18 protein-coding genes are annotated in these 22,603 nt (G+C 73.2%); 4 read left to right on the forward strand and 14 right to left on the reverse strand.

Annotated features, from left to right (window positions below; translation table 11 throughout):
- Nucleotides 1–71: 71 nt before the first annotated feature.
- From ACZ6KO_RS20485 to ACZ6KO_RS20520, 8 genes are all read right to left on the reverse strand, one after another.
- Nucleotides 72–707 carry a histidine phosphatase family protein gene (locus ACZ6KO_RS20485; RefSeq protein WP_469305408.1) on the reverse strand — a complete coding sequence of 212 codons (636 nt, stop codon included), beginning with the start codon at nucleotides 705–707 and terminating at the stop codon, nucleotides 72–74.
- The gene (locus ACZ6KO_RS20490) at nucleotides 707–1,675 is read right to left on the reverse strand and encodes a glycosyltransferase family 2 protein (protein WP_469305715.1); all 969 of its coding nucleotides are present in this window, start codon (nucleotides 1,673–1,675) and stop codon (nucleotides 707–709) included. Before ACZ6KO_RS20490 ends, ACZ6KO_RS20485 begins: the two co-directional genes overlap by 1 nt.
- Before the next feature lie 88 nt (nucleotides 1,676–1,763).
- Nucleotides 1,764–2,978 (reverse strand): hypothetical protein, encoded by a 1,215-nt coding sequence (locus ACZ6KO_RS20495; protein WP_469305409.1) that lies wholly within the window; start codon nucleotides 2,976–2,978, stop codon nucleotides 1,764–1,766.
- Between the two features lie 105 nt (nucleotides 2,979–3,083).
- Nucleotides 3,084–3,776, reverse strand: a complete 693-nt coding sequence (locus ACZ6KO_RS20500; protein WP_469305410.1) for a hypothetical protein — start codon at nucleotides 3,774–3,776, stop codon at nucleotides 3,084–3,086.
- Nucleotides 3,777–3,981: 205 nt separating this feature from the next.
- A complete protein-coding gene (locus tag ACZ6KO_RS20505) occupies nucleotides 3,982–5,172 on the reverse strand; it encodes an acyl-CoA dehydrogenase family protein (protein WP_469305411.1) in 1,191 nt (396 codons plus the stop codon).
- Between the two features lie 109 nt (nucleotides 5,173–5,281).
- On the reverse strand, nucleotides 5,282–5,842 hold the full coding sequence (locus ACZ6KO_RS20510) for a hypothetical protein (RefSeq protein ID WP_469305412.1): 561 nt from the start codon (nucleotides 5,840–5,842) through the stop codon (nucleotides 5,282–5,284).
- Nucleotides 5,843–5,892: 50 nt separating this feature from the next.
- Entirely contained in the window at nucleotides 5,893–6,729 is an 837-nt protein-coding gene (locus ACZ6KO_RS20515; protein WP_469305413.1) for a class II fructose-bisphosphate aldolase, read from the reverse strand.
- Nucleotides 6,726–7,628: an SIS domain-containing protein gene (locus ACZ6KO_RS20520; protein ID WP_469305414.1), complete on the reverse strand. Its 903-nt coding sequence runs from the start codon at nucleotides 7,626–7,628 to the stop codon at nucleotides 6,726–6,728. Before ACZ6KO_RS20520 ends, ACZ6KO_RS20515 begins: the two co-directional genes overlap by 4 nt.
- A gap of 178 nt (nucleotides 7,629–7,806) precedes the next feature.
- Here ACZ6KO_RS20520 and ACZ6KO_RS20525 point away from each other — a divergent pair, with 178 nt between their 5' ends.
- On the forward strand, nucleotides 7,807–8,589 hold the full coding sequence (locus ACZ6KO_RS20525) for a DeoR/GlpR family DNA-binding transcription regulator (RefSeq protein WP_469305716.1): 783 nt from the start codon (nucleotides 7,807–7,809) through the stop codon (nucleotides 8,587–8,589).
- Between the two features lie 1,131 nt (nucleotides 8,590–9,720).
- Here ACZ6KO_RS20525 and ACZ6KO_RS20530 read toward each other — a convergent pair.
- From ACZ6KO_RS20530 to tdh, 3 genes are all read right to left on the reverse strand, one after another.
- Nucleotides 9,721–10,635: a LysR family transcriptional regulator gene (locus ACZ6KO_RS20530; RefSeq protein ID WP_401446478.1), complete on the reverse strand. Its 915-nt coding sequence runs from the start codon at nucleotides 10,633–10,635 to the stop codon at nucleotides 9,721–9,723.
- A 12-nt stretch (nucleotides 10,636–10,647) separates the two neighbouring features.
- The gene (locus tag ACZ6KO_RS20535) at nucleotides 10,648–11,856 is read right to left on the reverse strand and encodes a glycine C-acetyltransferase (RefSeq protein ID WP_469305415.1); all 1,209 of its coding nucleotides are present in this window, start codon (nucleotides 11,854–11,856) and stop codon (nucleotides 10,648–10,650) included.
- A gap of 184 nt (nucleotides 11,857–12,040) precedes the next feature.
- Nucleotides 12,041–13,072: an L-threonine 3-dehydrogenase gene (tdh, locus tag ACZ6KO_RS20540; protein ID WP_401446472.1), complete on the reverse strand. Its 1,032-nt coding sequence runs from the start codon at nucleotides 13,070–13,072 to the stop codon at nucleotides 12,041–12,043.
- Between the two features lie 255 nt (nucleotides 13,073–13,327).
- On the opposite strand from tdh, the gene ACZ6KO_RS20545 reads away from it, so the two are divergent.
- Nucleotides 13,328–14,236, forward strand: a complete 909-nt coding sequence (locus ACZ6KO_RS20545) for an alpha/beta hydrolase fold domain-containing protein (protein WP_469305416.1) — start codon at nucleotides 13,328–13,330, stop codon at nucleotides 14,234–14,236.
- Nucleotides 14,237–14,394: 158 nt separating this feature from the next.
- Here ACZ6KO_RS20545 and ACZ6KO_RS20550 read toward each other — a convergent pair whose 3' ends face one another.
- Nucleotides 14,395–15,123, reverse strand: a complete 729-nt coding sequence (locus ACZ6KO_RS20550; protein ID WP_469305417.1) for a class I SAM-dependent methyltransferase — start codon at nucleotides 15,121–15,123, stop codon at nucleotides 14,395–14,397.
- Between the two features lie 272 nt (nucleotides 15,124–15,395).
- Here ACZ6KO_RS20550 and ACZ6KO_RS20555 point away from each other — a divergent pair, with 272 nt between their 5' ends.
- Entirely contained in the window at nucleotides 15,396–17,855 is a 2,460-nt protein-coding gene (locus ACZ6KO_RS20555; protein WP_469305418.1) for a SpoIIE family protein phosphatase, read from the forward strand.
- A gap of 61 nt (nucleotides 17,856–17,916) precedes the next feature.
- Here the strand turns inward: ACZ6KO_RS20555 and ACZ6KO_RS20560 are convergent, their stop codons facing one another.
- The gene (locus ACZ6KO_RS20560; protein WP_469305419.1) at nucleotides 17,917–19,326 is read right to left on the reverse strand and encodes a serine hydrolase domain-containing protein; all 1,410 of its coding nucleotides are present in this window, start codon (nucleotides 19,324–19,326) and stop codon (nucleotides 17,917–17,919) included.
- A 266-nt stretch (nucleotides 19,327–19,592) separates the two neighbouring features.
- Here ACZ6KO_RS20560 and ACZ6KO_RS20565 point away from each other — a divergent pair, with 266 nt between their 5' ends.
- Nucleotides 19,593–19,910, forward strand: coding sequence for a WhiB family transcriptional regulator (locus tag ACZ6KO_RS20565; RefSeq protein WP_469305420.1), 318 nt, complete (start codon nucleotides 19,593–19,595; stop codon nucleotides 19,908–19,910).
- 206 nt (nucleotides 19,911–20,116) lie between these two features.
- On the opposite strand, the gene ACZ6KO_RS20570 is transcribed toward ACZ6KO_RS20565, so the two are convergent.
- Nucleotides 20,117–22,273 carry an MMPL family transporter gene (locus ACZ6KO_RS20570; protein ID WP_469305421.1) on the reverse strand — a complete coding sequence of 719 codons (2,157 nt, stop codon included), beginning with the start codon at nucleotides 22,271–22,273 and terminating at the stop codon, nucleotides 20,117–20,119.
- Between the last annotated feature and the right edge of the window lie 330 nt (nucleotides 22,274–22,603).

Genomic DNA, 22,603 nt, shown 5'->3' on the forward strand with positions numbered 1-22,603 from the left:
CCGTCCCGGCCCGCCCGGACCGCCCGGACCGCCCTGTGCGTCGTGCTGGGCATACCCGGGCGGGCGGGGTTTCAGGCGGGGGTCTCCAGGTGGCCGAGGTCGTTCCAGCGCTGGAGGGCGGGGTGGCCGTGGGACCAGCCCAGGACGCAGAGGGCGGTGGGGGCGAGGTCGAGCTGGGCGGCGAAGGAGATGTCGGCGCCCAGCCAGCGGGCGGCGAGCGCCCGCAGGAAGTGGGCGTGGGCGAAGAGCAGCGCGTCCTCGTCGCCGGCGCGGGCCCAGGCCACCACCCGGTCGGCGCGGGCGGATACGTCGGCGAGGCTCTCGCCGCCGGGTACGCCGTCGCGCCACAGGTCCCAGTCGGGCCGGTCGGCCAGGATCTGCGCGGTGGTCAGGCCCTCGTACGCGCCGTAGTCGAACTCCATGAGCGCGTCCCAGGCGGTGGCCTCGTCCGCGAACCCGGCGAGCCGGCAGGTCTCGGCAGCGCGCACCAGCGGGCTGGTGCGGACCCGGGCGCCGGGCAGGCCGTCCCAGGGCGCGCGGCGCAGCCGCTCGCCGAGCAGGACGGCGCTGTTACGGCCGCTGTCGAGCAGCGGCCGGTCGGTGCGGCCGGTGTGGCGGCCGGAGCGGGACCAGTCGGTCTCCCCGTGGCGGACCAGCAGCACGCGCGGTCCGGCGGCGGGCGGGGACGGGGACGGGGACGGGGGCATCAGCTCGGTTCCTCGTCTGTGTCGTGGGCGACGGTGTAGGTCGGCCGGGCCTGGACTGCCGTGTAGATACGGGCCATGTACTCACCGAGCATGCCCAGGCAGAAGAGCTGCACGGCGCCGAAGAACAGTACCGTGATGATCAAGGAGGTCCAGCCGGGCAGGGTCCGGCCCATGGTGTACACGGTGACGGTCCAGACGAGGAACGCGAAGCAGACGACGAGGGCGAGGGCGCCGATCGCCGTCGCCAGGCGCAGGGGGGCGGCCGAGAAGCCGGTGACGCTGTCCAGGGCCAGCAGGACCATCTTGCGTACGGGGTACTTGGTGGCGCCGGCCACCCGCTCCTCGCGCCGGTAGGTGATCTGGCCGCTGGGGAAGCCCAGCCAGGGGATGAGCAGCCGGTAGACCTGCCGCTGGTCGGGGAGGGTCTTGAGGGTCTCCACGACGGCGCGGGAGAGCAGCCGGAAGTCGCCGACCTGGGCGGGGACGTGGGCCCCGACCAGCCGGCGCATGAGCCAGTAGTAGGCGGCGGCGGTCCGGCGCTTGAAGACGCTGTCGGTGGAGCGGTCGGCGCGGACGCCGTACACGATGTCCAGGCCGTCCGCCCGGGCGAGCGCGAGCATCTCGGGGATGACTTCCGGCGGGTCCTGGAGGTCGGCGTCGATGCTGACCACGTAGGAGCCACGGGCCCGGTGCAGCCCGGCGGTGAGGGCCGCCTGGTGGCCGCTGTTTCGCCGGAGGGTCACGACGCGCAGCTGGGGCCAGAGCGCGCGCAGGTCCTCCAGCAGCCGGGCGGTCGCGTCGGTCGAGCCGTCGTCGACGGCCAGGACCTCGTACGGTTCGCCGCACCCGTCCAGGGTCGGCCGGAGCCGCGCCGTCAGCGCGGTCAGGGCCTCCTCCTCGTTGAACATGGGGACGACGATCGACAACGTGACCGGTCCCCGGTGGGGGTCGTCGTGCACAGCAGTCATCATGCGGGAGCCACCGGGTGGCGGCATGTCGGCAGGCCGTGCGGGGCCGGAGCCTTCTCCGGCCCCGCACGGCCGGACAGGACAGGCCCTAGACCAGCACGCCGGAGAAGAACATCGCTCCCAGCAGGGCGTACTGGACGGCGCACAGGGCCAGCAGCACGGCCTGCACCCATCGCGGCATGCGCACGACCAGGATGAGCCCGACGAACATCTGGGCGTGGTTGCGGTACCACGACATCTGCGCGCCGGCGACGAACGGGATGAGGAAGACGCCGACCGTCAGGAGCAGGGCGGCCCACTGCTCGACCTCCAGGCGGCGGTGCCGGACCAGCTGGACCACGGCCGTCGCCACGACGAGCAGGACGAAGAGGACGTTCAGCCAGAGCTGGGTGTGGTGCGCGGCGAGGGCGTTCTCCACCAGCGGGGGCAGCTCCCCCTTGGGCCGGTACCACTCGCTGAACGGGACGCCGTAGGCCTTCGCCATCGCGGAGAAGGGCTCGTGCAGGCCGCCCTGCTTGTAGCTGGACTCCTGGATGATCTCGTACGCGTCCCACTTGCCGGTCGCCTGCCACATCAGCCATTTGGCCCACAGGACGCCGCAGCCGGCGATGACCGCCGACCCCACGCCCTTCGCGCACCGCACCGGCCAGGGGTCCTTCCGCCAGGCGAAGAGCACGCTGGCCAGCAGCATGCCGACGGCGACGGCGCCGACGAGATGGCAGGCGGTGGCCACGAACCCGCCGGCGGCGGCGATGCCCCAGGACCCGCGCTTGACCCCGACGACGCAGACGAGCAGGGCCAGCGTGCCGGTGGCGATCGGGAAGATCGCGTGGAAGTAGATGCCGCCGGGGAAGACCGTCCCGATGGCGAGGGTGAGGCCGGTGGCCCAGGTGAGCCGGCCGCCGAGCAGCCACCACAGCACCGCGAACATGCCGAACAGGGCCACTTCGGTGACGACCACGGCGGATATCTCGTACGACAGCCCGGTGGCGGAGAACGCCCGGACGAGCATGGGGTACCCGGGGAACCAGGCGACGTTCCCGCACATGACGTCGGGGAAGTCCGCGTAGCGCTCCCGGCACCAGAACATCTCGTAGCCGGTCCTGGCGATCGACAGGTAGTGCTCGGAGTCCCAGCGCCGGCGTCCACCCGTGGACCAGTAGGCCACGCCGGACCCGTCACCGGCGACGGACGCCTTGGCGATCATCCAGGTGATCAGGTTCGAGACGAGCCAGGCGACGGCCGGAGGCAGCAGGAACCGACGCCGGTCACGGCGGCGTACGGACGCGGGCGATTCGATCATCGCCTCAGTCTGTCGAACGCCCCACGGAAATGCACACCCGGCCCCCTCCGGCGGTGTGCCGGAGTGTGACCGGGATTGCTGGTCGCCCGACCTCCTGCTGCCGGGTCAGGCGACGACGGCCGCGTAGTGATCGGCGTATGCCTGAAGGCGGGGAGCGAGTTCCCCGTCCGTGCCAGCGGAGTGGAGCCGCATCCACAGCTCGTTCTCCACGACGAAGCGGTATGCGAACTCCTCGAAGGAACCGGCGCACCGTATCAGCGAGCCGGCGGCAGCCTCCCGGAACTCATCCGCCCGCTCCCCGGCCCACCAAGCCTCGGCGGACTCCAGCTCCAGGTGCGAGCACACCACGAACGCCTCCCCCGAGGGTCGCAGGTACAGGTACCAGATGACGCAGTCCTGCTGGTCCCGCATGAACCGCACGAGACGGGCACCCTCCTCGGCCGGGCTGCGCAGCGCCGCGGACAGATCGGTCCAGCAGGCCGTCACCGACACCTCGTCGAAGGCGCGGCAGAGTCGCTCGCTGCCGTAGAACGCGGCGAAGTCCGAAGGCATCGCGAGCCCGACCGCCGCCAGCTCCCGTTCGAGGGCCGCCAGGTGTGCCGCGTGCTCCGACGGCCCGGTGCTCCCACCGCCCATCCACCCGAACCCACCGTCGAGTCCCACAGCGTCCAGCGGCGGCAGGCTGTCCATGGGGTAGACCTCGTAGGTGGAGTCGCAGGGTCGGAACCGGCCCAGGTCGGTGGCGCACCAGCCGGTGGGAAAGCGGACGGACGCGGCGTCGGACACGGCAACGGACACGGGAACCCCTCGTGATGAGTACGGATCGGCGGTACGCATCCATCCTGTCGCTCACCACTGACAACGGTCGGCACCGCCGACCCGCGGGTGCTCGGCACCTGGACCAGCGAACAGCCGATCGGCGGTCTCGGCCCGGTACGCAGTTCCAGCCGCACCACCCAGGCGTGGTCGTTTCCAAGAATCGCGGACCCGTAGTCACACGAAGTCAGCGGCGGACGCGGGGCATGCCCAGGCCGATCCAGGAGATGATCTCGCGCTGGATCTCGTTGTTGCCGCCGCCGAAGGTGAAGATGACGGCGCTGCGGTAGCCGCGCTCGAGTTCGCCGTGCAGGACCGCGCCGGCCGAGCCGTCCTTGAGGGGCCCCGCCGCGCCGACGACCTCCATCAGCCACGCGTACGCGTCCCGGCGCGCCTCGGAGCCGTAGACCTTCACCGCGGAGGCGTCCTGCGGGGTGAGGGTGCCGTCCTGGACGGCACCCACCATCTGCCAGTTGAGCAGCTTCATCGCGTCGAGGCGGGCGTGGACGCGGGCCAGGCGGCCACGGACCCAGCCGAGGTCGATGACGCGGCGGCCGTCGGCGAGCTTGGTGCTCGCCGCCCAGCGCTGGACGTCGTGGAAGGCGCGGATGGCCATGGTGCCGTGGGCGGCGAGGGTGACGCGCTCGTGGTTGAGCTGGTTGGTGATCAGGCGCCAGCCCTTGTTCTCCTGGCCGACCCGGCGGCTCGCCGGGACACGGATGTCCTCGTAGTAGCTGGCGGTGGTGTCGTGCGAGGCCAGGGTGTTGATGATCGTGCACGAGTATCCGGGGTCGGAGGTGGGCACCAGGAGCATCGTGATGCCCTTGTGCGCGGGCGCGTCCGGGTCGGTGCGGACGGCGAGCCAGACCCAGTCGGCCGTGTCGCCGTTGGTGGTCCAGATCTTCTGCCCGTTGACCACGTACGTGCCGCTCTCCTCGTCGCCCTCGCGCACGGCCTTGCACTTGAGGGCGGCGAGGTCGGTCCCGGCGTCCGGCTCGCTGTAGCCGATCGCGAAGTCGATCTCGCCGGAGAGGATGCGGGGCAGGAAGTACGACTTCTGCTCGTCCGTGCCGAACTGCATGAGGGTCGGCCCGACGGTGTTCAGGGCCATGAGCGGCAGCGGTACGACGGCCTGCGCGGCCTCGTCGAAGAAGATGAACTGGTCCATCGGCGTCATACCGCGCCCGCCGTACTCCACGGGCCAGCCCACGCCGAGCCAGCCGTCGGCGCCGAGCCGGCGGATGGTGTCCCGGTAGAACCGCTTCTGGGCGGCGGGGTCGCCGTACCGGGCGTGGACGTCCTCGGGCACCAGCTCGGCGAAGTAGGCACGCAGCGCGGCGCGCAACTGCTGCTGCTCAGGCGTGTATTCGAGGTGCACGGCCCCTCCGGGAGTCTCGCGGTCCGTCGCGTCGCTGGCGGAGGGCAGATTAGAACCTGTTCCAAGAATCCGGAAGGGGCGGGGCACGGCCGGCCCGGCCCGGCCCCGTTCAGGCGTACACGAACACCGCGTCGAACCACACCAGGTCGCGTTCCTCGTCCAGCAGGAACCGTCCGTCGGCGGTCGCGTTCACCTCGGTCTGCGGGCCCGGCGCGAGGACCCGTACGTCGTACGACGCGCTGTGCAGCCACCGCGCTCCCGCCGGTACGGACGCGCGCAGCGGCTCGGGGACGTCGGTCAGGGCCGCCGGTTCGAAGGGCTCCTGGCGATCGCGGCCGGCGGCCAGGGCGGCCGCCACCGCACCCTTCGGCAGCCGGGCCGACCCGACCAGCCGGATCCGGGAGTCCGGCCCGGGCACGAGCGTCCGCTTGCCGGCCCCGTCGACGTCGTACCCGAGCCAGTGCGGCTCGGAGAGCTCCCCGAGGACCCCGAACCGCCGGCGCAGCGGCTCGGGGTCGGTCCGCACCCGCAGGTGGTCCTTGTTCACGCCGTCCCGGCCGCTGTCCGTACCCGCCGCGCATCCGGCCGCGCCGCCGGACAGCAGGAGCACCAGTCCGCCCAGCAGCACCGGTATCTCACGTCGCCCGTAGGCCCCGCGCCCGTGCCCCATCTCCCGTCAGCCCCCCTCGACCCCGTCCTCGGTTCCGGCCCCGGACGGCCTCAGTTCAAGGCCGAGAGCATAGCCGCGGCCGTCGCCGCCATCGCCGTGCGGGCCGCCGTCAGGTACGGGCGGGGGTCGGCCGGGGTCAGGTGGGTGCGGATGGCCTCGGTCATCGCCACGTTCAGAGCCGTACCGATGTTCACCTTCCGGATGCCGCCGGCGACGGCCGCGGCCAGCTCCGCGTCCGGCAGCCCGGAGGAGCCGTGCAGGACCAGCGGCACGTCCACGGTCTTGGCCAGCCGGGCCAGCAGGGCGTGGTCCAGGGCGGCGGTGCGGGTGGTCATCGCGTGGGTGCTGCCGATCGCCACGGCCAGCGCGTCCACCCCGGAGTCGGTGACGAAGCGGCGCGCCTCGTCCGGGTCGGTCCGCGCGCCCGGTGCGTGCGGGTCCAGCGGGGCGGCCCCGTTCTTGCCGCCCACCTCGCCCAGCTCGGCCTCGATCCACAGTCCGTTGGCGTGCGCCCAGTCGGCGGCGGAGCGGGTGGTCTCCAGGTTCTCGCCGTACGGCAGGTGCGCCGCGTCGTACATCACCGAGCCGAAGCCCGCGTCGGCGGCCTGGCGCAGCAGGTCCGGGCTCTTGACGTGGTCCAGGTGGAGGCCGACGGGGACGGCGGCCGCCTCGGCGCAGGCGGCCGCGGCACGCGCCATCGGCAGCAGCTGCCCGCCGCGGAACTTCACGGCGTTCTCGCTCAGCTGGAGGACCACCGGCAATCCGGTGCGCTCCGCGCCGGTGACGACGGCCTCGGCGTGCTCCAGGGTGATGATGTTGAACGCGGCGACGGCGCGCCCGGCGGCGACCGCCTCCAGGACGAGGTCACCGGTGCGGACCAGGCTCATCGGACCGCCTCCTCACCCGCGCCGAGGATCACCGAGCGCGTCAGGTGCCGCGGCCGGTCGGGGTCCAGTTGCTGCCGGGCGGCGACGGCCACCGCCAGCCGGTGGACGCGTACCAGCTCGGCCAGCGGATCCAGCCGCCCGCCCACCCAATGGGCGCCGGTCGCGCGCACCTGCTCGGCCAGCCCCTCGGGCGCCGCGTCGACCGCCCAGGTGACGGTGCCGGGTCCGGAGACGCTGATGGGGCCGTGCCGGTATTCCATCGCCGGGTAGGACTCCGACCAGGACAGCGAGGCCTCGCGCATCTTCAGCGCGGCCTCGTGGGCGAGGCCGACGCTCCAGCCGCGGCCGAGGAAGGTGAACTGCCCGCAGTCCTCCAGCCCCGCGGGCAGCGGCTCGGCGAGCGCGGCGCGTCCGTCGTCGGCGACCGCGGCCGTGTGCGCGCCGACGTGGGCGCGCAGCAGGGTGAGCGCGGTGGTGGCGAACCGGGTCTGTACGACGGACTCCTCGTCGGCGAAGTCGAGGACGACGAGGTCGTCGGCGAGGCCCGTCACCGGGGTGGCGGGGTCGGCCGTGACGGCCGTACTGCGGACGCCGGCGTCGCGCAGTCCGGCCAGCAGGTCCAGGACCTCGGTGGTCGTACCGGAGCGGGTGAGGGCGAGGACCCGGTCGTAGCGGCGGTGGCGGGGGAACTCGGAGGCGGGGAAGGCGTCGGTCTCGCCGTGGCCGGCGTCCTCGCGGAGCGCGGCGGCCGCCTGGGCCATGTAGTACGAGGTGCCGCAGCCGACGATGGCGGTGCGCTCCCCGGGCTGCGGAAGCACGGTCCGCCGGGCCGGGGCCAGTTCGGCGGCCCGTTCCCAGCAGGCGGGTTGTGTGCTCAGCTCGTACGCGACATGACTCATGCCGGCTCCCTGTGCGAGTGCGGTGGGGTGCTTCGGGCGTGCGGTGCGTTTTCCTGCGAATTATCGAGGAGTTTCACGCAACTTCAAGCATCCCGGGGAGGATCGGCCCGGCGGATGTCGCGCGTAATGTCATGCGTACGGTCATACGTACGAGCTGGGAGGACCGAACGTCATGTCGCTGTCGCGGGAGGCGCGCTGGCAGGCGCTGCTGGGTCTGCTGGTGGACCGGGGCCGGCTGGAGGTCGACGCGGCGGCGGCCGAGCTCGGCGTGTCGGCGGCCACGATCCGCCGCGACCTCGACCAGCTGGCCGAGCAGCAGATGCTGGTGCGCACCCGGGGCGGAGCGGTGCTGCACGGGGTGAGTTACGAACTGCCGCTGCGCTACCGCACCTCGCGCCGGGCCGCGGAGAAGCGCCGCATCAGCGAGGCGGTGGCCGATCTCGTCGACCCCGGCGAGGTGGTCGGCCTGACCGGGGGCACCACGACCACCGAGGTGGCCCGCGCCCTGGCGGCCCGCGCGGACCTGGCGGACCTGGCACCGCCGGCGCTGACGGTGGTGACGAACGCCCTGAACATCGCGGGCGAGCTGGCGGTCCGCCCGCAGTTCAAGATCGTCCTCACGGGGGGTGTCGCCCGGCCCCAGTCCTTCGAGCTGACGGGCCCGCTGGCGATGGGCGTCCTGGACCAGATCACGGTGGACACGGCGGTCCTCGGCGTCGACGGCTTCGAGCCCGGGGACGGTGCGGCCACCCGCCACGAGGACGAGGCGGCGGTCAACCGCCTGCTGTGCGCGCGGGCCCGCCGGGTCGTCGTGGCCACGGACTCCAGCAAACTGGGCGTCAGGGCGTTCGCCCGCATCTGCCCCACGAGGACGGTGGACGTCCTGGTCACGGACCGCGGCCTGACCGATGCCGGAGCGGCGGCGTTCGAGGGGGCGGGGGTGGAGGTGGTGAGGGTGTAGGGCGATCAGCGCCCGAAGCCCGGCTCCGGCGGACGCCGATGCCCCTCGTCCCCTTCACGTTGGGCGTTGGAGGGGTTCCGGGGTCATCCCGTCAGTCCTTAACTGTCCTTCCGTGCCGGGCCGGCCTGTCAAGAGCGCTCCTTCGTCGCGTCGCTGCGCGATTCCGCTTCGCTCCACTCCTGACAGGCCGTCCCGTCCCGGAAAGACAAGGACTGTCGGGACGCCCCCGAAAGAACGGGAGGTCGGGGCTTTCCCATGCCCGGGGGTTCCAAGAGCCTGCCCAGTGGCCCGGCCAGTCCGTCCCCCCAGCGGCAGGTGCGGAAGCCACCGAAGGCAAGGGGCGCGCCGGATCGCTACGCGCTTCGGCCGGCATAGCGGGTGCGGCCCGCCTGTGGCGGGACATAGGCCGCCTCGGATTGCCGCTGGCTGCTCCCTCAGGCGTCTGATCCCCGTCTGGCGATATGCGGCGGGCAGTCAGTGGGAGTGCCAGCCCGGGAGCGGCCACCATAGTGGGGCAATCCAGGCATTCTGTGGGCTCTGGAGAGGCTCTCGGGCGGAGTGGATCAGATGACCTCCCGCCAGTGCCAACATCCCGCACCTTTCGCCCCCGGAAGGCTCCCGAGGGGGCTTGGGGGGATCCCGGAGGACTCGGGGCTCCTGCAATGGCCTTCCCAGCCCCAAACCGGGCCGCAGACGCGTGATCGCAGGAGCGCGTAGCGATCGATGGCGGCCTATGTCCGGCCACGGCCGGGCCGGGGCCGCTGAGACGGCAGGAGCGCGTAGCGATCGGGCGCGCCCCTTGCCTTCGGTGGCTTCCGCACCTGGCGTGGACGGGAAACGGACTGGCCGGGCCACTGGGCGGGCCTTGGAACCCCTCGCCTTGGTGGAGTGCCGACCTCCCGTTCTTTCGGGGGCGTCCCGACAGTCCTTGTCTTTCCGGGACGGGACGGCCTGTCAGGAGTGGAGCGAAGCGGAATCGCGAAGCGACGCGACGAAGGAGCGCTCTTGACAGGCCGGCACGGCACGGAAGGACAGTGAGGACTGACGGGATGACCCCGGAACCCCCACAACGCCCAACGTCAAGGGGACAAGGGGCATCACCGCCCGCCGAAGCCCAACCCCCGGCCCCGCTCAGTGCGTCGGCAGCCGTTCCGCCGCCGCTCTCAGCGCTTCCAGTACCGGTGCGATCAGCGGGTGCGTCTGCGCTCCCCTGCGGGTCGTCGCGAAGACCCGGCGCGTGGCCAAGGGGCCCGTCACCGGGCGGATCTGGACTTCCTTGAGGTCCATGCCGCGCAGCGCCGACCGCGGGACCAGTGCCACCCCCGCGCCCGCGCCCGCCAGGGCGACCACCGCGCGGAAGTCGTCCGACGAGTGGACGAACCGGGGCTGGAAGCCCGCCAGTTCGCAGGCGAGCAGAGTCACGTCGTGACACGGATTGCCCGGGTACTGCCCGATCCACTCGCTGTCCGCCAGCTCCGCCAGCGAGACCTCGGGCAGCGACGCCAAGGGATGCCCCACGGGCAGCACGGCGTCGAACGGTTCGGCGTACAGCGGGACCACCGACAGGCGGGCGTCGTCCGAACCGGGACCGCCCCGGTACTCGACCGCCAGCGCGACGTCCGCCTCGCCGTCCAGCAGCATCCGCAGGCTCTGGTCGCCCTCCGCGTCGCGGACCCGCAGCCGCAGGCCCGGGTGGTCCAGCGCCAGCCGGGCGATCGCCGGGGCGAGGACCTCGGCGATGCCCGTGGCGAAGGCCGCCACGGTGACCTCGCCCGCGGCGCCGCCCGCGTACGCCGCGAGTTCCGCCTCCGCCCGCTCCAGCTGGGCCAGCACCTCGTGGGCGTGGCCCAGCAGGATCTCCCCGGCCGCGGTGAGCCGTACCCCGCGGCCGCTGCGGGTGAGCAGTACGTGCCCGGTCTCCTGCTCCAGCGCGGCGAGCTGCTGGGAGACGGCGGAGGGGGTGAGGTACAGGGCTGCGGCCGCGGCGGTCACCGTACGGTGGTCCGCCACGGCCCGCAGGATGCGCAGCCGGCGGGGGTCGATCACCCCGCCATTGTCTCAGCCTGCGGTCGTGCCCAGTGCCGCGCGGGCGTCGACGAAGGCGGCGACCGCCCGCTCCACGTCCGCCGTCGAGTGCGCGGCCGACAGCTGGACGCGGATGCGCGCCTGGCCCATCGGGACCACGGGGTAGGAGAAGCCGATCACGTACACGCCGCGCTCCAGCAGCAGTTCGGCCATCCGGCCCGCCTCCGCCGCGTCACCGATCATGACCGGGGCGATGGGGTGGTCGCCGGGCAGGATCTCGAAGCCGGCCTCGGTCATCTTCGTGCGGAACAGCTTGGTGTTGGCCGCGAGCTGCTCGCGCAGGTCGCCGGCCGACTCCAGCAGGTCGAGAACCTTCAGCGAGGCCGCCGCGATGACCGGCGCGAGGGAGTTGGAGAACAGGTACGGGCGCGAGCGCTGGCGCAGCAGCTCGACGATCTCCGCGCGCGCGGCGACGTAGCCGCCGGAGGCGCCGCCGAGGGCCTTGCCGAGGGTGCCGGTGATGATGTCGACGCGGTCCATGACACCGTGCAGCTCGGGCGTACCGCGCCCGCCGGGGCCGGTGAAGCCGACGGCGTGCGAGTCGTCGACCATGACCATGGCGTCGTAGCGGTCGGCGAGGTCGCAGATCTCCTGGAGCGGGGCGACGTAGCCGTCCATGGAGAAGACGCCGTCGGTGACGATCAGCTTGCGCCGGGCGCCGCCGTCGACGGCCTCCTTGAGCTGCTGCTCCAGGTCGGCCATGTCGCGGTTGGCGTAGCGGAAGCGGCGGGCCTTGGAGAGGCGGATGCCGTCGATGATCGAGGCGTGGTTGAGGGCGTCGGAGATGACCGCGTCCTCGGGGCCGAGGAGGGTCTCGAAGACGCCGCCGTTGGCGTCGAAGCAGGAGGAGTAGAGGATCGTGTCCTCCTGGCCGAGGAACGCCGACAGGCGCGCCTCGAGCTCCTTGTGGACCTCCTGGGTGCCGCAGATGAAGCGGACGGACGCCATGCCGTAGCCCCAGCGGTCCAGCGCCTCCTTGGCGGCGGCGACGACCTCGGGGTGGTCGGCCAGGCCCAGGTAGTTGTTGGCGCAGAAGTTGAGGACCTGGCCGGGGGTGCCACCCGCGGTCACGGCGACGGCCGCGCTCTGCGGGGTGCCGATGACGCGCTCGGGCTTGTGCAGACCGGCTGCGCGGATCTCGTCGAGGGTGCTGCGCAGGTCATCGCGTACGGACTCGAACATGGGCTTCGCTTTCTCCTTGTGCGGCGGTGCGGCCGGAGGCCAGGAGGGAGAGGGAGGGAGGGGACTGCGTACGGAGGTGGGGCCGGGCCCCGCGGAGGGGGGAGGGTGGTGCGGGGCCCGGCCGGGACAGGTGGTCGGGGGCGACCACGGGAAGGGGGTCCGGCCGAGCGGGCCGGACGGCCCCCTACGCCGTCGTCCAGTCCAGGATGATCTTGCCGCTGCGGGCCGTGGCGGCCTCGTCGAAGGCGGCCTCGAAGTCGCGGTGCGAGTAGCGGCCGGTGATGACCGGGCTGAGGTCGAGGCCGCCCTCCAGCAGCACCGTCATCGCGTACCAGGTCTCGAACATCTCGCGGCCGTAGATGCCCTTGATGGTGATCATCGACGTGACGACCTTCGCCCAGTCGACGGGGAACTCCTTCGCCGGCAGGCCCAGCATGGCGATGCGGCCGCCGTGCGTCATGTTGTCGATCATGTCGCGCATGGCCTCGGCGCGGCCGGACATCTCCAGGCCGATGTCGAAGCCCTCGCGCAGGCCGAGCTGGGCCTGGGCGTCGGCGATGGTGGCGTGGGAGACGTCCAGTGCCAGGGTGGCACCGGCCTTGCGGGCCAGCTCCAGGCGCTCGGGGCTGACGTCGGTGATGACGACGTTGCGGGCGCCGGCGTGCTTGGCCACGGCGGCGGCCATGATGCCGATCGGGCCGGCGCCGGTGATCAGTACGTCCTCACCGACGAGCGGGAAGGACAGGGCGGTGTGCACGGCGTTGCCGAACGGGTCGAAGATCGCGGCCACGTCGAGGTCCACCTGGGTGCGGTGCACCCAGACGTTCTGGGCGGGCAGGACGACGTACTCGGCGAACGCGCCGTCCCGGCCGACGCCGAGGCCGACGGTGCTGCGGCACAGGTGACGGCGTCCGGCCAGGCAGTTGCGGCACTTGCCGCAGACCAGGTGGCCCTCGCCGCTGACCAGCGCGCCGGTCTCGATGTCCCGGACGTCCGCGCCGACCGCGGCGACCTCGCCGACGAACTCGTGGCCGAGGACCAGCGGGGTCTTGACCGCGCCCTGCGCCCAGCCGTCCCACGCGCGGATGTGGAGGTCCGTTCCGCAGATGCCGGTGCGCAGCACCTTGATGAGCACGTCGCCGGGGCCGTATTCGGGCTCGGGCACGTCCATGAGCCACAGTCCGGGCTCGGCCTTGTGCTTGACGAGTGCCTTCATGGGTGGCTCCAGGCATGGGAGGGGCGCGCGCGACCAGGGGTGCCGGTGCGACGCGTCGGACGGGGACCAATGTGCCGAGAGCTGCAGTGATCAGTCCATCGAGGATTTCTTAAGCGGGTCGACAGCGCAGCTTCACGCCTATGCTCCTCACGTGCCCCGGACAGCGGCTGGGGCATGGATCGAGCCACGCCGGGACGAGGACCGGTGCGGCCGGGTCCGGATCCAGGGGTCGGGCAGGGATGGGGAGGTGGCGTCGTGCCGAGTCTGCGCAGTCGTGCGCTGTCGGCCGCGCTGATCGCGGCGGGGCGGCGAAGACGGTTCGCGAGTGCCGAGGCGGTGCGGGCGAAGGTGGCGCAGTCCGCGCGCCGGCCGGCCTCGCACCTGCCGCCGCGCTCGCTCGGGAAGGTCGCGGACGTCTCGCGTACGTTCGTGGGGGCGTGGCCGGTGTACGACGCCCAGCCGCGCGGCGGCGAGCCGGCGGCGCGGGTGCTGTACGTGCACGGCGGCGGTTTCATCGACGAGCTGGTGCGGCCGCACTGGTCGCTGATACGGACGCTGGTGACCGAGGCCCGGGCGCACTGTGTGGTTCCGGCGTACATCCTGGCGCCGCGCGGTACCGCCGACCGGACGGTCCCGGTCGCCACGGACCTGCTGAGCGGGCTGATCGCGGGCGGCGGGGCCGGGGGCACGATCCTGATCGGGGACTCGGCGGGTGCGGGGCTCGCGCTGGCGGCGGCACAGCGGCTGCGGGACCGGACGGGGGCGCAGCCTTCGCGGATCGTGCTGATCTCGCCGTGGCTGGACGTGTCGATGAGCCATCCGGACCAGGCGGCGATCGAGCCGGAGGACCCGATGCTGGCGCGGCCGGGGCTGCTGGAGGCGGGCCGGCTGTACGCGGGCACGCTGGCCGCGGACGACCCGCGCGTGAGCCCGCTGCACGGCACGTTCGCGGGGCTGGCGCCGATCACGGTGTTCACGGGCACGCGGGACGTGCTGACGACGGACAGCCGCGAGCTGCTACGGCGGGCGCGGGCGGACGGGGTCGAGGTGGAGTACCACGAGGAGACCGGGCTGCCGCACGTGTACCCGCTGCTGCCGGTACCGGAGGGACGGGCGGCGCGGGAGCGGATCGTGGGCATCGTCCGGTCGACGGCGGCGGAGTGAGGGCGGGCCGGGGGGCGCGGCGGCGGCAGATTGAGGTCTGGCCGGGGGCGCAGCGGCCGCGACCGGCCGGCTGACCGATTTTTCGGTCAGCCGGGATCGCCCTGACTGAATTTTCGGGCAGGACGCAGGGGCGACCCACGGCCTGACTGAATCTTCGGTCAGGCCACGCACGACATCAGCGAGCTCACCGGCGCGCTGCGGTAGGCGGCCCAGTACGCCTCGTCGCGCACCTCGCAGGCGGGCGGGGTGCGGGCGGGCTGCCAGCCGATCGTCGTGAAGCCGGCGTCGACGGCGGCCTCCGCGAAGTCGGCGTGCGCCCACTCGCGGAACTCGAACGGTTCGGGTGCGCCGTTGACGAACTGTGCCCGCAGCAGGGGTGCGTCCTCGTCGCCGTCCCGGAGCCGGTCGAGGATGCGGACCCCGTAGGGGGACCAGTCGACCAGTGGGAAGGCTCCCGGGTTCGGGACGATCGCCAGCAGCCGGCCGCCGGGGCGCAGGTTGGTGCGGATCGCCCGGAACATCGTGTGCAGGGTGGTCCGGTCGTGCGCGTGGTTGAACAGGTAGACGGCGGTGGCCAGGTCGAAGGGGCCGAGCCTGGGCATCCCGGCCGCCGCGTCCGCGACCACGTACTCGATGGCCTCGGCCCCGGCGTCGTCGCCGGGGTGGGCCCTGGCCCGGCGAATGCGTTCGGGACAGTTGTCGACGCCCACGGCCCGGCGGGCTCCGCCGCTCGCCAGCAGACGAGTGGTGTGCCCGTGGCGGCACGCGAGATCGAGGGTGTCGAGCCCTTTCACGCCGCCGAGGGCGTCGAGGGCCATACGGAGGGTGAACTTGTCGGCGGCCGTGAACCCCGCCGTGCTCGTCGCCGTGTCGTACTGCTGTTGCATACGGCGAGCCTCCCCCAGCGGCCGCCGGGAGGCCGCCGGAGCGGCCGGCCGTCCCCCGGACGAGGGACGCGTTCGGGTCAGTCCGTACGGCGTACGGGGCGGTGGCCGGCGGCCACCGGCGGGGCGGAGGAACTGGTGGCGGGGGTCCGGCGGCGTCGGCCGGGGCGGGCCCGGCGGCGTCGGCCGGGGCGTGCGCACCGGCGCGTACGCGGGCCCGGGCTCCGGGTGGGGGCGTCCCGGCGACTAGACCGCCGAGCCGTCGGACGTCCGGCATGCGGGCCGTGGCGACCTTGGCGCATGCTGTCTGTGTGACGGGCAGACCGGACGAGCCGGCGCTGGTACTCGCCCGGGCCACGGTCGACGCGGTCGAAGCCGTCGACGGGTTCGCGGGCGGTGTCTATCTGCCCTCCGGGACCCCGGGGCTGCTGAGGCTGGCCGTACTGACGGGACTGCCGGGAACGCTGTTCCGTCCCTGGTGGCGTATGCACGCCAACCGCCCCTTCCCCGTCGCCGAGGTCCACCGCACGGGACAGCCCGTCCACCTGCCCGACGCGGAGGCCGCCATGCGGCGCTTCCCGCAGCTCATGGCCGGCCTGCCGTATCCGTTCGGTTCCCTGTTCGAGCCGCTGGTGGCCGGCCGCGCGCGGTTCGGGGTGCTCATGGTGCTGCGGCCGGCCACGCCCGGCCGTCCCGTGGGCCCGTCGGACCGGCAGCGGCTGCACGGCATAGCCACCCGGCTGGCACGGACCCTGGACCGGCTCTCGGCCGAGGGCGTCCGCGTGGCCTGGGACGAGGACCCCCTGTGCTTCCAGCTCCCGCTGAGCGCCCCGGCCCCGCCCCTACCCCCGCCCCTGACATCGCTCACGCCCGTGACGTGGAACGCGGACGAGGCGCCCCCGGCGGCGCTGACCGCCGGCTGGGACGCCGAGGACGTCTTCGGCATCCGGACGGCGGCCGGCCTGCTCGCCGCCGAGCAGGAGGTGCACGCGGCCCGGCGCCCGTCCGCCCGCGCCCAGCCCGTGCGCGCCCAGCCCGTGCGCGCCCGGACGGCTCGCACCCTGCCCGTGCGCGGCGTCCCCGGGGAGGCCCGGGCCCTGGAGCTCGTGCCCGCCGCCGGTCACCACGTGAGCGGGGCGGTGCTGCGGTCCCGGTCCGACGACGCCACCGACCGGCTGCCGCAGGCGCTGGTCGGGCTCGACCGGCTCGGCCGGGTCGTCTTCGCCAACCGCAGCGCCGTCGACCTGCTCGGCGGTCCCCTGACCGGCCGGGTGCTGTGGCAGGAGCTGCCCTGGCTCGGCGGTCCCGCGCACGAGGACCACTTCCGGGCCGCGTTCATGTCCGGTGACGCCGTGACGTTTCTGGCCCGCCACCCCTCCGGCGCCTGGCAGTCGGTCACCCTGCACGCCGACCGGACCGGCGTGACGGTCCAGCTGTCTCCCGCCGAGCAGCCGGTGTACGCGCCGGAGTCGGTGATGCGGCCCGGCGGGGGCCTCGGCTCCCCCGCCGACCGGGCGACGGCGCTGTACCGGCCGGTCGCGCTCGCCATCGCGCTGACGGAGGCCGTCACGGCCCGCCAGGTGTCGGCGGTGGTCACCGAGGAGCTGCTGCCCGCCTTCGGCGGCCGTCAGCTCGCGATCTACCTGCTCGGCGAGCAGCACCTCCATCTCGCCTGGGAGACGGGCTTCCCCACCGGCTTCCTGGACCGCTTCGACGGGGTGGGCCTGGACGTACGGCTGCCGGGCGTCGAGACGCTGACGACCGGCCGGCCGATCTTCTTCGAGTCCATGGAGCAGCTGGCCGACGCCTACCCGGGCATCCCGCTCGACGCCCACGTGGGCGCCCGCGCGTTCCTGCCGCTGATCGCCTCGGGCCGGCCGGTGGGGTCCTGCATCCTCGGGTTCGACGCCCCGCGCGGGTTCAGCCCGGAGGAGCGTACGGTCCTCACGGCGCTCGCCGGGCTGATCGCGCAGGCGCTGGAGCGGGCGCAGCGCTACGACACCGAGTCGGCCCTCGCCCGCGGACTGCAGTCGGCGCTGCTGCCGCGCCGGCTGCCGGTGCACGAGAAGGTCGAGACGGTCGGCCGGTACCTGCCGGGCACGGAGGGCATGGACGTGGGCGGCGACTGGTACGACGTCATCGAGACCAGGGACGGCCTGCTGGTCCTGGTCATCGGGGACGTCCAGGGCCACGGGGTGGCGGCGGCCGCGACGATGGGCCAGCTGCGCAGCGCCGTACGGGCCTTCGCCTTGAGCGGGAACACTCCGCAGCAGGTGGTGTCGGGGACGAACCAGCTGCTGATCGACCTCGATCCGGGCCAGTTCGCGAGCTGCTGCTACGTACTCCTCGACCCGGTGACGGGGCGGGCGCAGGCGGTACGGGCCGGTCACCCCCAGCCGTTGCTGCGGGCCCCGGACGGCACGGCCGACGTACTGGACCTGCCGGGCGGGGTGGTGCTGGGGGTGGACGGGGAGGCGGTGTACCCGGTCACCGAGCTGCTGCTGGAGCCGGGTTCGGTGCTGGCGCTGTACACCGACGGGCTGGTGGAGCAGCCGGGGATCGACATCGACCTGGGCGTGGAGAACCTTCGCAAGGTGCTCGTCGACGCCGGGCCGGGCCGGCTGGCGGAGACGGCGGACCGCCTGATCAGCGAGGCCGGGCAGGCCACCGACCGCCCCGACGACATCGCGCTGCTGCTGGCGGCGCGACCCGTCGCGACGGCCCGGCCCCGCTGACGTACGGCCCGCTGACGTACGGCCCCCTACGCTCCCTTGCCGCCAGCCTTCCGAGGAGGCGTCACCTGCGCAGGCCGTCGATGAGTTCCGGAGCGACCTGGGGCGCCGTGCGCGGGGTCTTCGGCTTCTCCGGAGCGGGGGCGGGGGCGGGCGCGGCGGTCCCGCACAGGGCCTGGTCGGTCAGCTTCTGCAGCGCCGCGTCGGCGGGGTGCGGAATCATCTTCATCTGGTCGTCGAAGCGCTGGTACTTCATCAGGTTGTAGCCGATGCTGACCTGCCGCCGGCCGTCCGCGCTGGAGTACGACTCCGTGCCGGCACCGAAGACGGCCCCGTTGTGACCCCAGGCGGGGCCGCACGAGGTGTCCACGGAGAAGATGCCGAGGCCGTAGTTCATGATGAGCGTGCCGTCCGGGGCCTTCACGGGCCACGTCGTCCGCATCTCGCGGAGCTGGGCGGCGGGAAGCAGGCCGCCGCCCATCAGCTGGCGGTAGAAGCTGTTGAGGTCCTGCGTGGTGGAGATCAGCGCGCCCGCGGTGCCGGCCCACGTCATGTTGTACTCACTGTAGTCACGCGGCGGGTCGATCAGGCCGAACCAGTTGTCGTACATCTTGGCGTGCGGGCCCTTGATCTTCGCGGCCGCGCCCGGGAAGTAGGTGTCACGCAGCCCGGCCTTTCGGATCACGTCGCGGGTGATGACCTGCTCGGGGTCCTGGCCGGTGACCTTGCGCAGCAGTTCGCCGAGCAGGATGTAGTTGGTGTTCGAGTACGCCCAGTCGGTGCCGGGTTCGAAGTACTGCGGCAGGGCCACGCCGAAGTTGACGAGCTCGGTGGGCGTGATCGTGCGGTGGCGCTCGTCGTCCAGGCTGCTGGTGCTGCCGGCCTTCAGGGAGGGGAAGGCTTCCCCGATGTAGTCGGCTATGCCGCTGGTGTGGTTCATCACCATACGTACGGTGATCTTGCGGCCGCGCTCGCCGGGGACCAGTTCGGGCAAGTAGTCCCCGATGGGCCGGTCGAGGCCGATGCGGCCCTTCGCGCTCTGCTGGAGGACGGCGACGGCCGTGAAGGACTTGGTGACGCTTCCGACGCGGTGCCGCAGGTCCGGGCGGGTGGGCCGCTGGGTGACGACGTCGGCGAAACCCGCGGCGCCGTTCCACCGCGCGCCGCCGTCACGTGCGGCGGCGTAGACGCCGTAGACCCCGGCGTCGTGGACGGCGCGCAGGCTCGCGTCGAGCGCCTTGCGCTCCAGGCCGCCGGCGGCCCCGGCGGTGAACGTGCCGGACGTCGCGGAGTCGGCGGCCGGGGCCGTGGCGGCCGAGGCGGCCGGGGCGGCGGCGGTCAGCAGGGCGAGGACGACGGTGGCCGCGGCGGCGGCGTGGCGGACGCGGCGCCCCGCGCGCGGGGTCCGCTGCCGGCGGGCGGGGTCTTCAGAGCTGTCGGCGTGGTCGAGTCGGTCGGGGTGCGTGGGGTGCACCTGCGGCTCCTGTAGGTCGGCCCGTTGGGGCGTCAAATGATCTTCAACACCTCAATTCTCGGGACGCCGCGTGAGCGGCCCATCGTCCCGGAGGACGATCCGGGCGCCGTCACGCATCAGTCCGAAGGAGTAGAAATTTCACATGACGCCCCGTCACAATCCGCATGTTTCAACCCCGATGGAACGGTCAGACGCAGTCCGTCCCAGCAATTCCGGCTTCGTTCCGGTTCACATCACTTCAGTTCACTCGACCGAGAGGATGCGCGATGAGCGACGTGGCACGGCTCCCGGGAGCCGTCCTCCAGCACTGGCAGTGGCAGTCGGGGGCGGCCTGCCGCGCCCTGGGCCCCGGCCGCTTCTTCCACCCGGCGGGCGAGCGCGGCGAGGACCGCGAGGGGCGCGACGAGGCGGCCAAGCGCGTCTGCGCGCGCTGCCCGGTCCGGCAGGCCTGCCTGGACCACGCGCTGCGCACGCGTGAGCCGTACGGCGTGTGGGGCGGGCTGACCGAGGAGGAACGCAGGGCCCTGTCCCGTCGGCCGGGACGGTCGGGCCCGCCCCGGCACCGCACGCCGCCCACGCCGTGAGCCCGGTCCGGCTCATGCGGCCCTCCGCGAGGCGTGCTGACCTGCTGACGTGCCGGACGCGGGCGGGCGGTCCCCCGCGAGCGCCGGGGCGCCCGGGACCGCCGAGGTCCCGGGCGCCCCGGCCCGTGTGCGCGGTTCCGTGTACGCGGTTCCGTGTACGCGGTTCCGTGTACGCGGGTCCGTGTACGCGGGTCCGTGCGCGTGGGTCACCCCACCGGCACCCGCTCGGTCTCGGGCCGGGCCGCCCGGGGCTCGCCGCCGTGCACCCGCGGTGTCAGCGGCCACCACAGGGAGCGGCCGAGCAGCGCGGCCAGGGCCGGCACCAGCACGATGGACAGGAGCAGGGCGGACAGCATGATCCCGACCGCCGTGGCGAAACCGGTCTGCTGGGTCCCGGCGTGCGGGCTCACCGCCAGGCTGCCGAAGGAGGCGGCGAGCACCAGTCCGGCCGTCGCGATCGCCGGGGCGGTGTGCCGTACGGCGCGGGCCACGGCCGCACGGGCCGGGCCGGGCCGTTCCATCTCCTCCCGCAGCCGGTCGCTGATCAGGATGTTGTAGTCGGTGCCCAGCGCCACCACGAACAGGAACAGCACCAGCGGAAGCGTGAAGTCCACGCCCGGCCGCTCCAGCACGTGCTGGAAGACCAGTGCTGACGCACCCAGGGTGGCCGCGAAGCCGAGCCCGACGGCGAGCATCAGCACCACCGGTGCGAGCAGGCTGCGCAGCAGCACCAGCAGGATGACGGCGATCAGCGCCGCCGCCACCGGGAAGATGACCCTGAGGTCCTTGTCGACCGCCACCGCGATGTCCGCGAACACCGACGCCGTTCCGCCGACATGGGCCTGCGTCCCCGTCGGCAGGTTCGCCCGTACCGTCTCCCGGACGGGTCCGGAGACCAGGTCACGGGCCTGCTGTCCGCCGGACTCCACGGTCAGCAGCAGGTCGATCCTGGCCGCCTTCCCGTCCCCGCTCAGCACGGTCGGGGCGACCTGGCCCACCCCCGGCACGCGGGCCAGCGCCTGAGCCAGTCCGGCGACGCGCTCCGCGCCGAGCGGAGCGCCGTCCTTCGTGCTGACGAGCACGCTCGTCGGGTCGGAGGCACCGGCGGGCAGGGCCCTGGAGATCTCCGCGGCCGTCTTTGCCGCGGCGGTCCGCTCACCGCCCGCGCCGGACTGGCCGTAGTCCATGCGGATCCCGGCCAGACCCGCCGTCAGCGCGCCGAGCAGCACCAGCGATGCCAGGACGAGCGCCACGGGACGCCGGGCCGTCAGCCGGCCGAGGCGGCCCGCCGCCCCCTCGCGCGGCACGCGCTCGAGGGCGCGCGACGGCCAGAACATCCTCCGGCCCGTCACGGCCAGCAGCGCCGGCATCAGCGTGAGGCTGCCCAGGAGCATCACCAGTACCGACACCGCGATCGCCGGGCCCAGCACCCGGAACTGTCCGAAGGAGGCGATCCCGAGAGTGGCGAAGGCGGCGACGATCGTCAGGGCCGCCGACGTGACCGCCGTGCCGACCCGGCCGGCGACCTCGGTGGCCGCCTCGCGTCCGCCCTGCCCGGGGTGGCTCCGCAGCTGTTCGCGGAAGCGGAAGAGCAGGAAGAGGAAGTAGTCGACGCCGATGCCCATCAGTACGACGTTGATCAGCCCGGGGGTGGACGGGGCCAGCCGGATACCGCAGGCGATCGAGGCCACGACCACCGCGCCGGCGGCCGCGCCGCCGATGACCGACACCGCGAGGAGCGGCAGCAGCGCCGCGAACACGCTGCGGAACACCAGGACGTGGAGCAGCACGATCAGACCCAGCACCACCGCGCCGACGACCGCCGACCGGGTCTTCTCGGCGTCGGCGTCGTCCACCGCGGCGGCGAGGCCACCCGTGAACCCGGTGCGCAGGCCCGCCTCCTGGAACGCGGCCCTCGCGCGCTCCCGGAACTCCTTGTACGTGCCCTGCACGCCGGGATCCTGCGGATTGCCCTTCAGTTCCACGGACAGCAGCCGGAAGGACCGGTCCGGGGCCGTCATGCCGGCGCTGACCCGGGGGATCTGGGAGTGGTCCTCCATGAAGGGCGGGTCGTCCTCGTTCCTGGGCATGACGACCTCCTGCCGGGCCAGGCGCCGTGACACCTCCTCGATGCTGCGCTCGTCGGACGCGGCGAGCGCCGCCCCGTCCTCGCGCGCCACCAGGACCGTCAGCGGGTTGGAGTCCGGCCGGGCCCCGAAGCTCTCCTCGGAGATCCGCAGCGCTGCCGCCGAGTCGTAGGACGGGGGCAGGAAGCCGTCGTTGCCGGGCTGGGTGGCGCGGAAGACGAGCATCTGGCCCAGGATCGTCAGACCGATGCCCAGCACGGCCCAGAGGGCGATCACCTTCCATGGGTTCCTCGTCGAGCATCCCGTCAGGGCGCGGATCACTGTTCTCCTCCGGTTGGTCATCAGTGGGGGGGGACGGTCGGTGGGGGGGTCGGTGGGGTCACCGGGCCGGGGTCGCCCGGCCGGTATCCAGACCATCAGCGGCCGGGCGGGAAAACGTCCTGGTGGAGGAGGATTCCGCGGCAGGGACCACAGTCCGGGGTCCGGCCCCGACCAGGACCCTGGTCCTGGTCGGGGCCGGACCGGAGGGTCGATGTCCGAGGTGCGCCCCGGTGTGAGAATGGGGCCACGAGGGCAGCCCGACGGCGGTCCGTGGGAAAGGGGCCG

The organism is Streptomyces sp. NPDC042102, assembly GCF_055582305.1.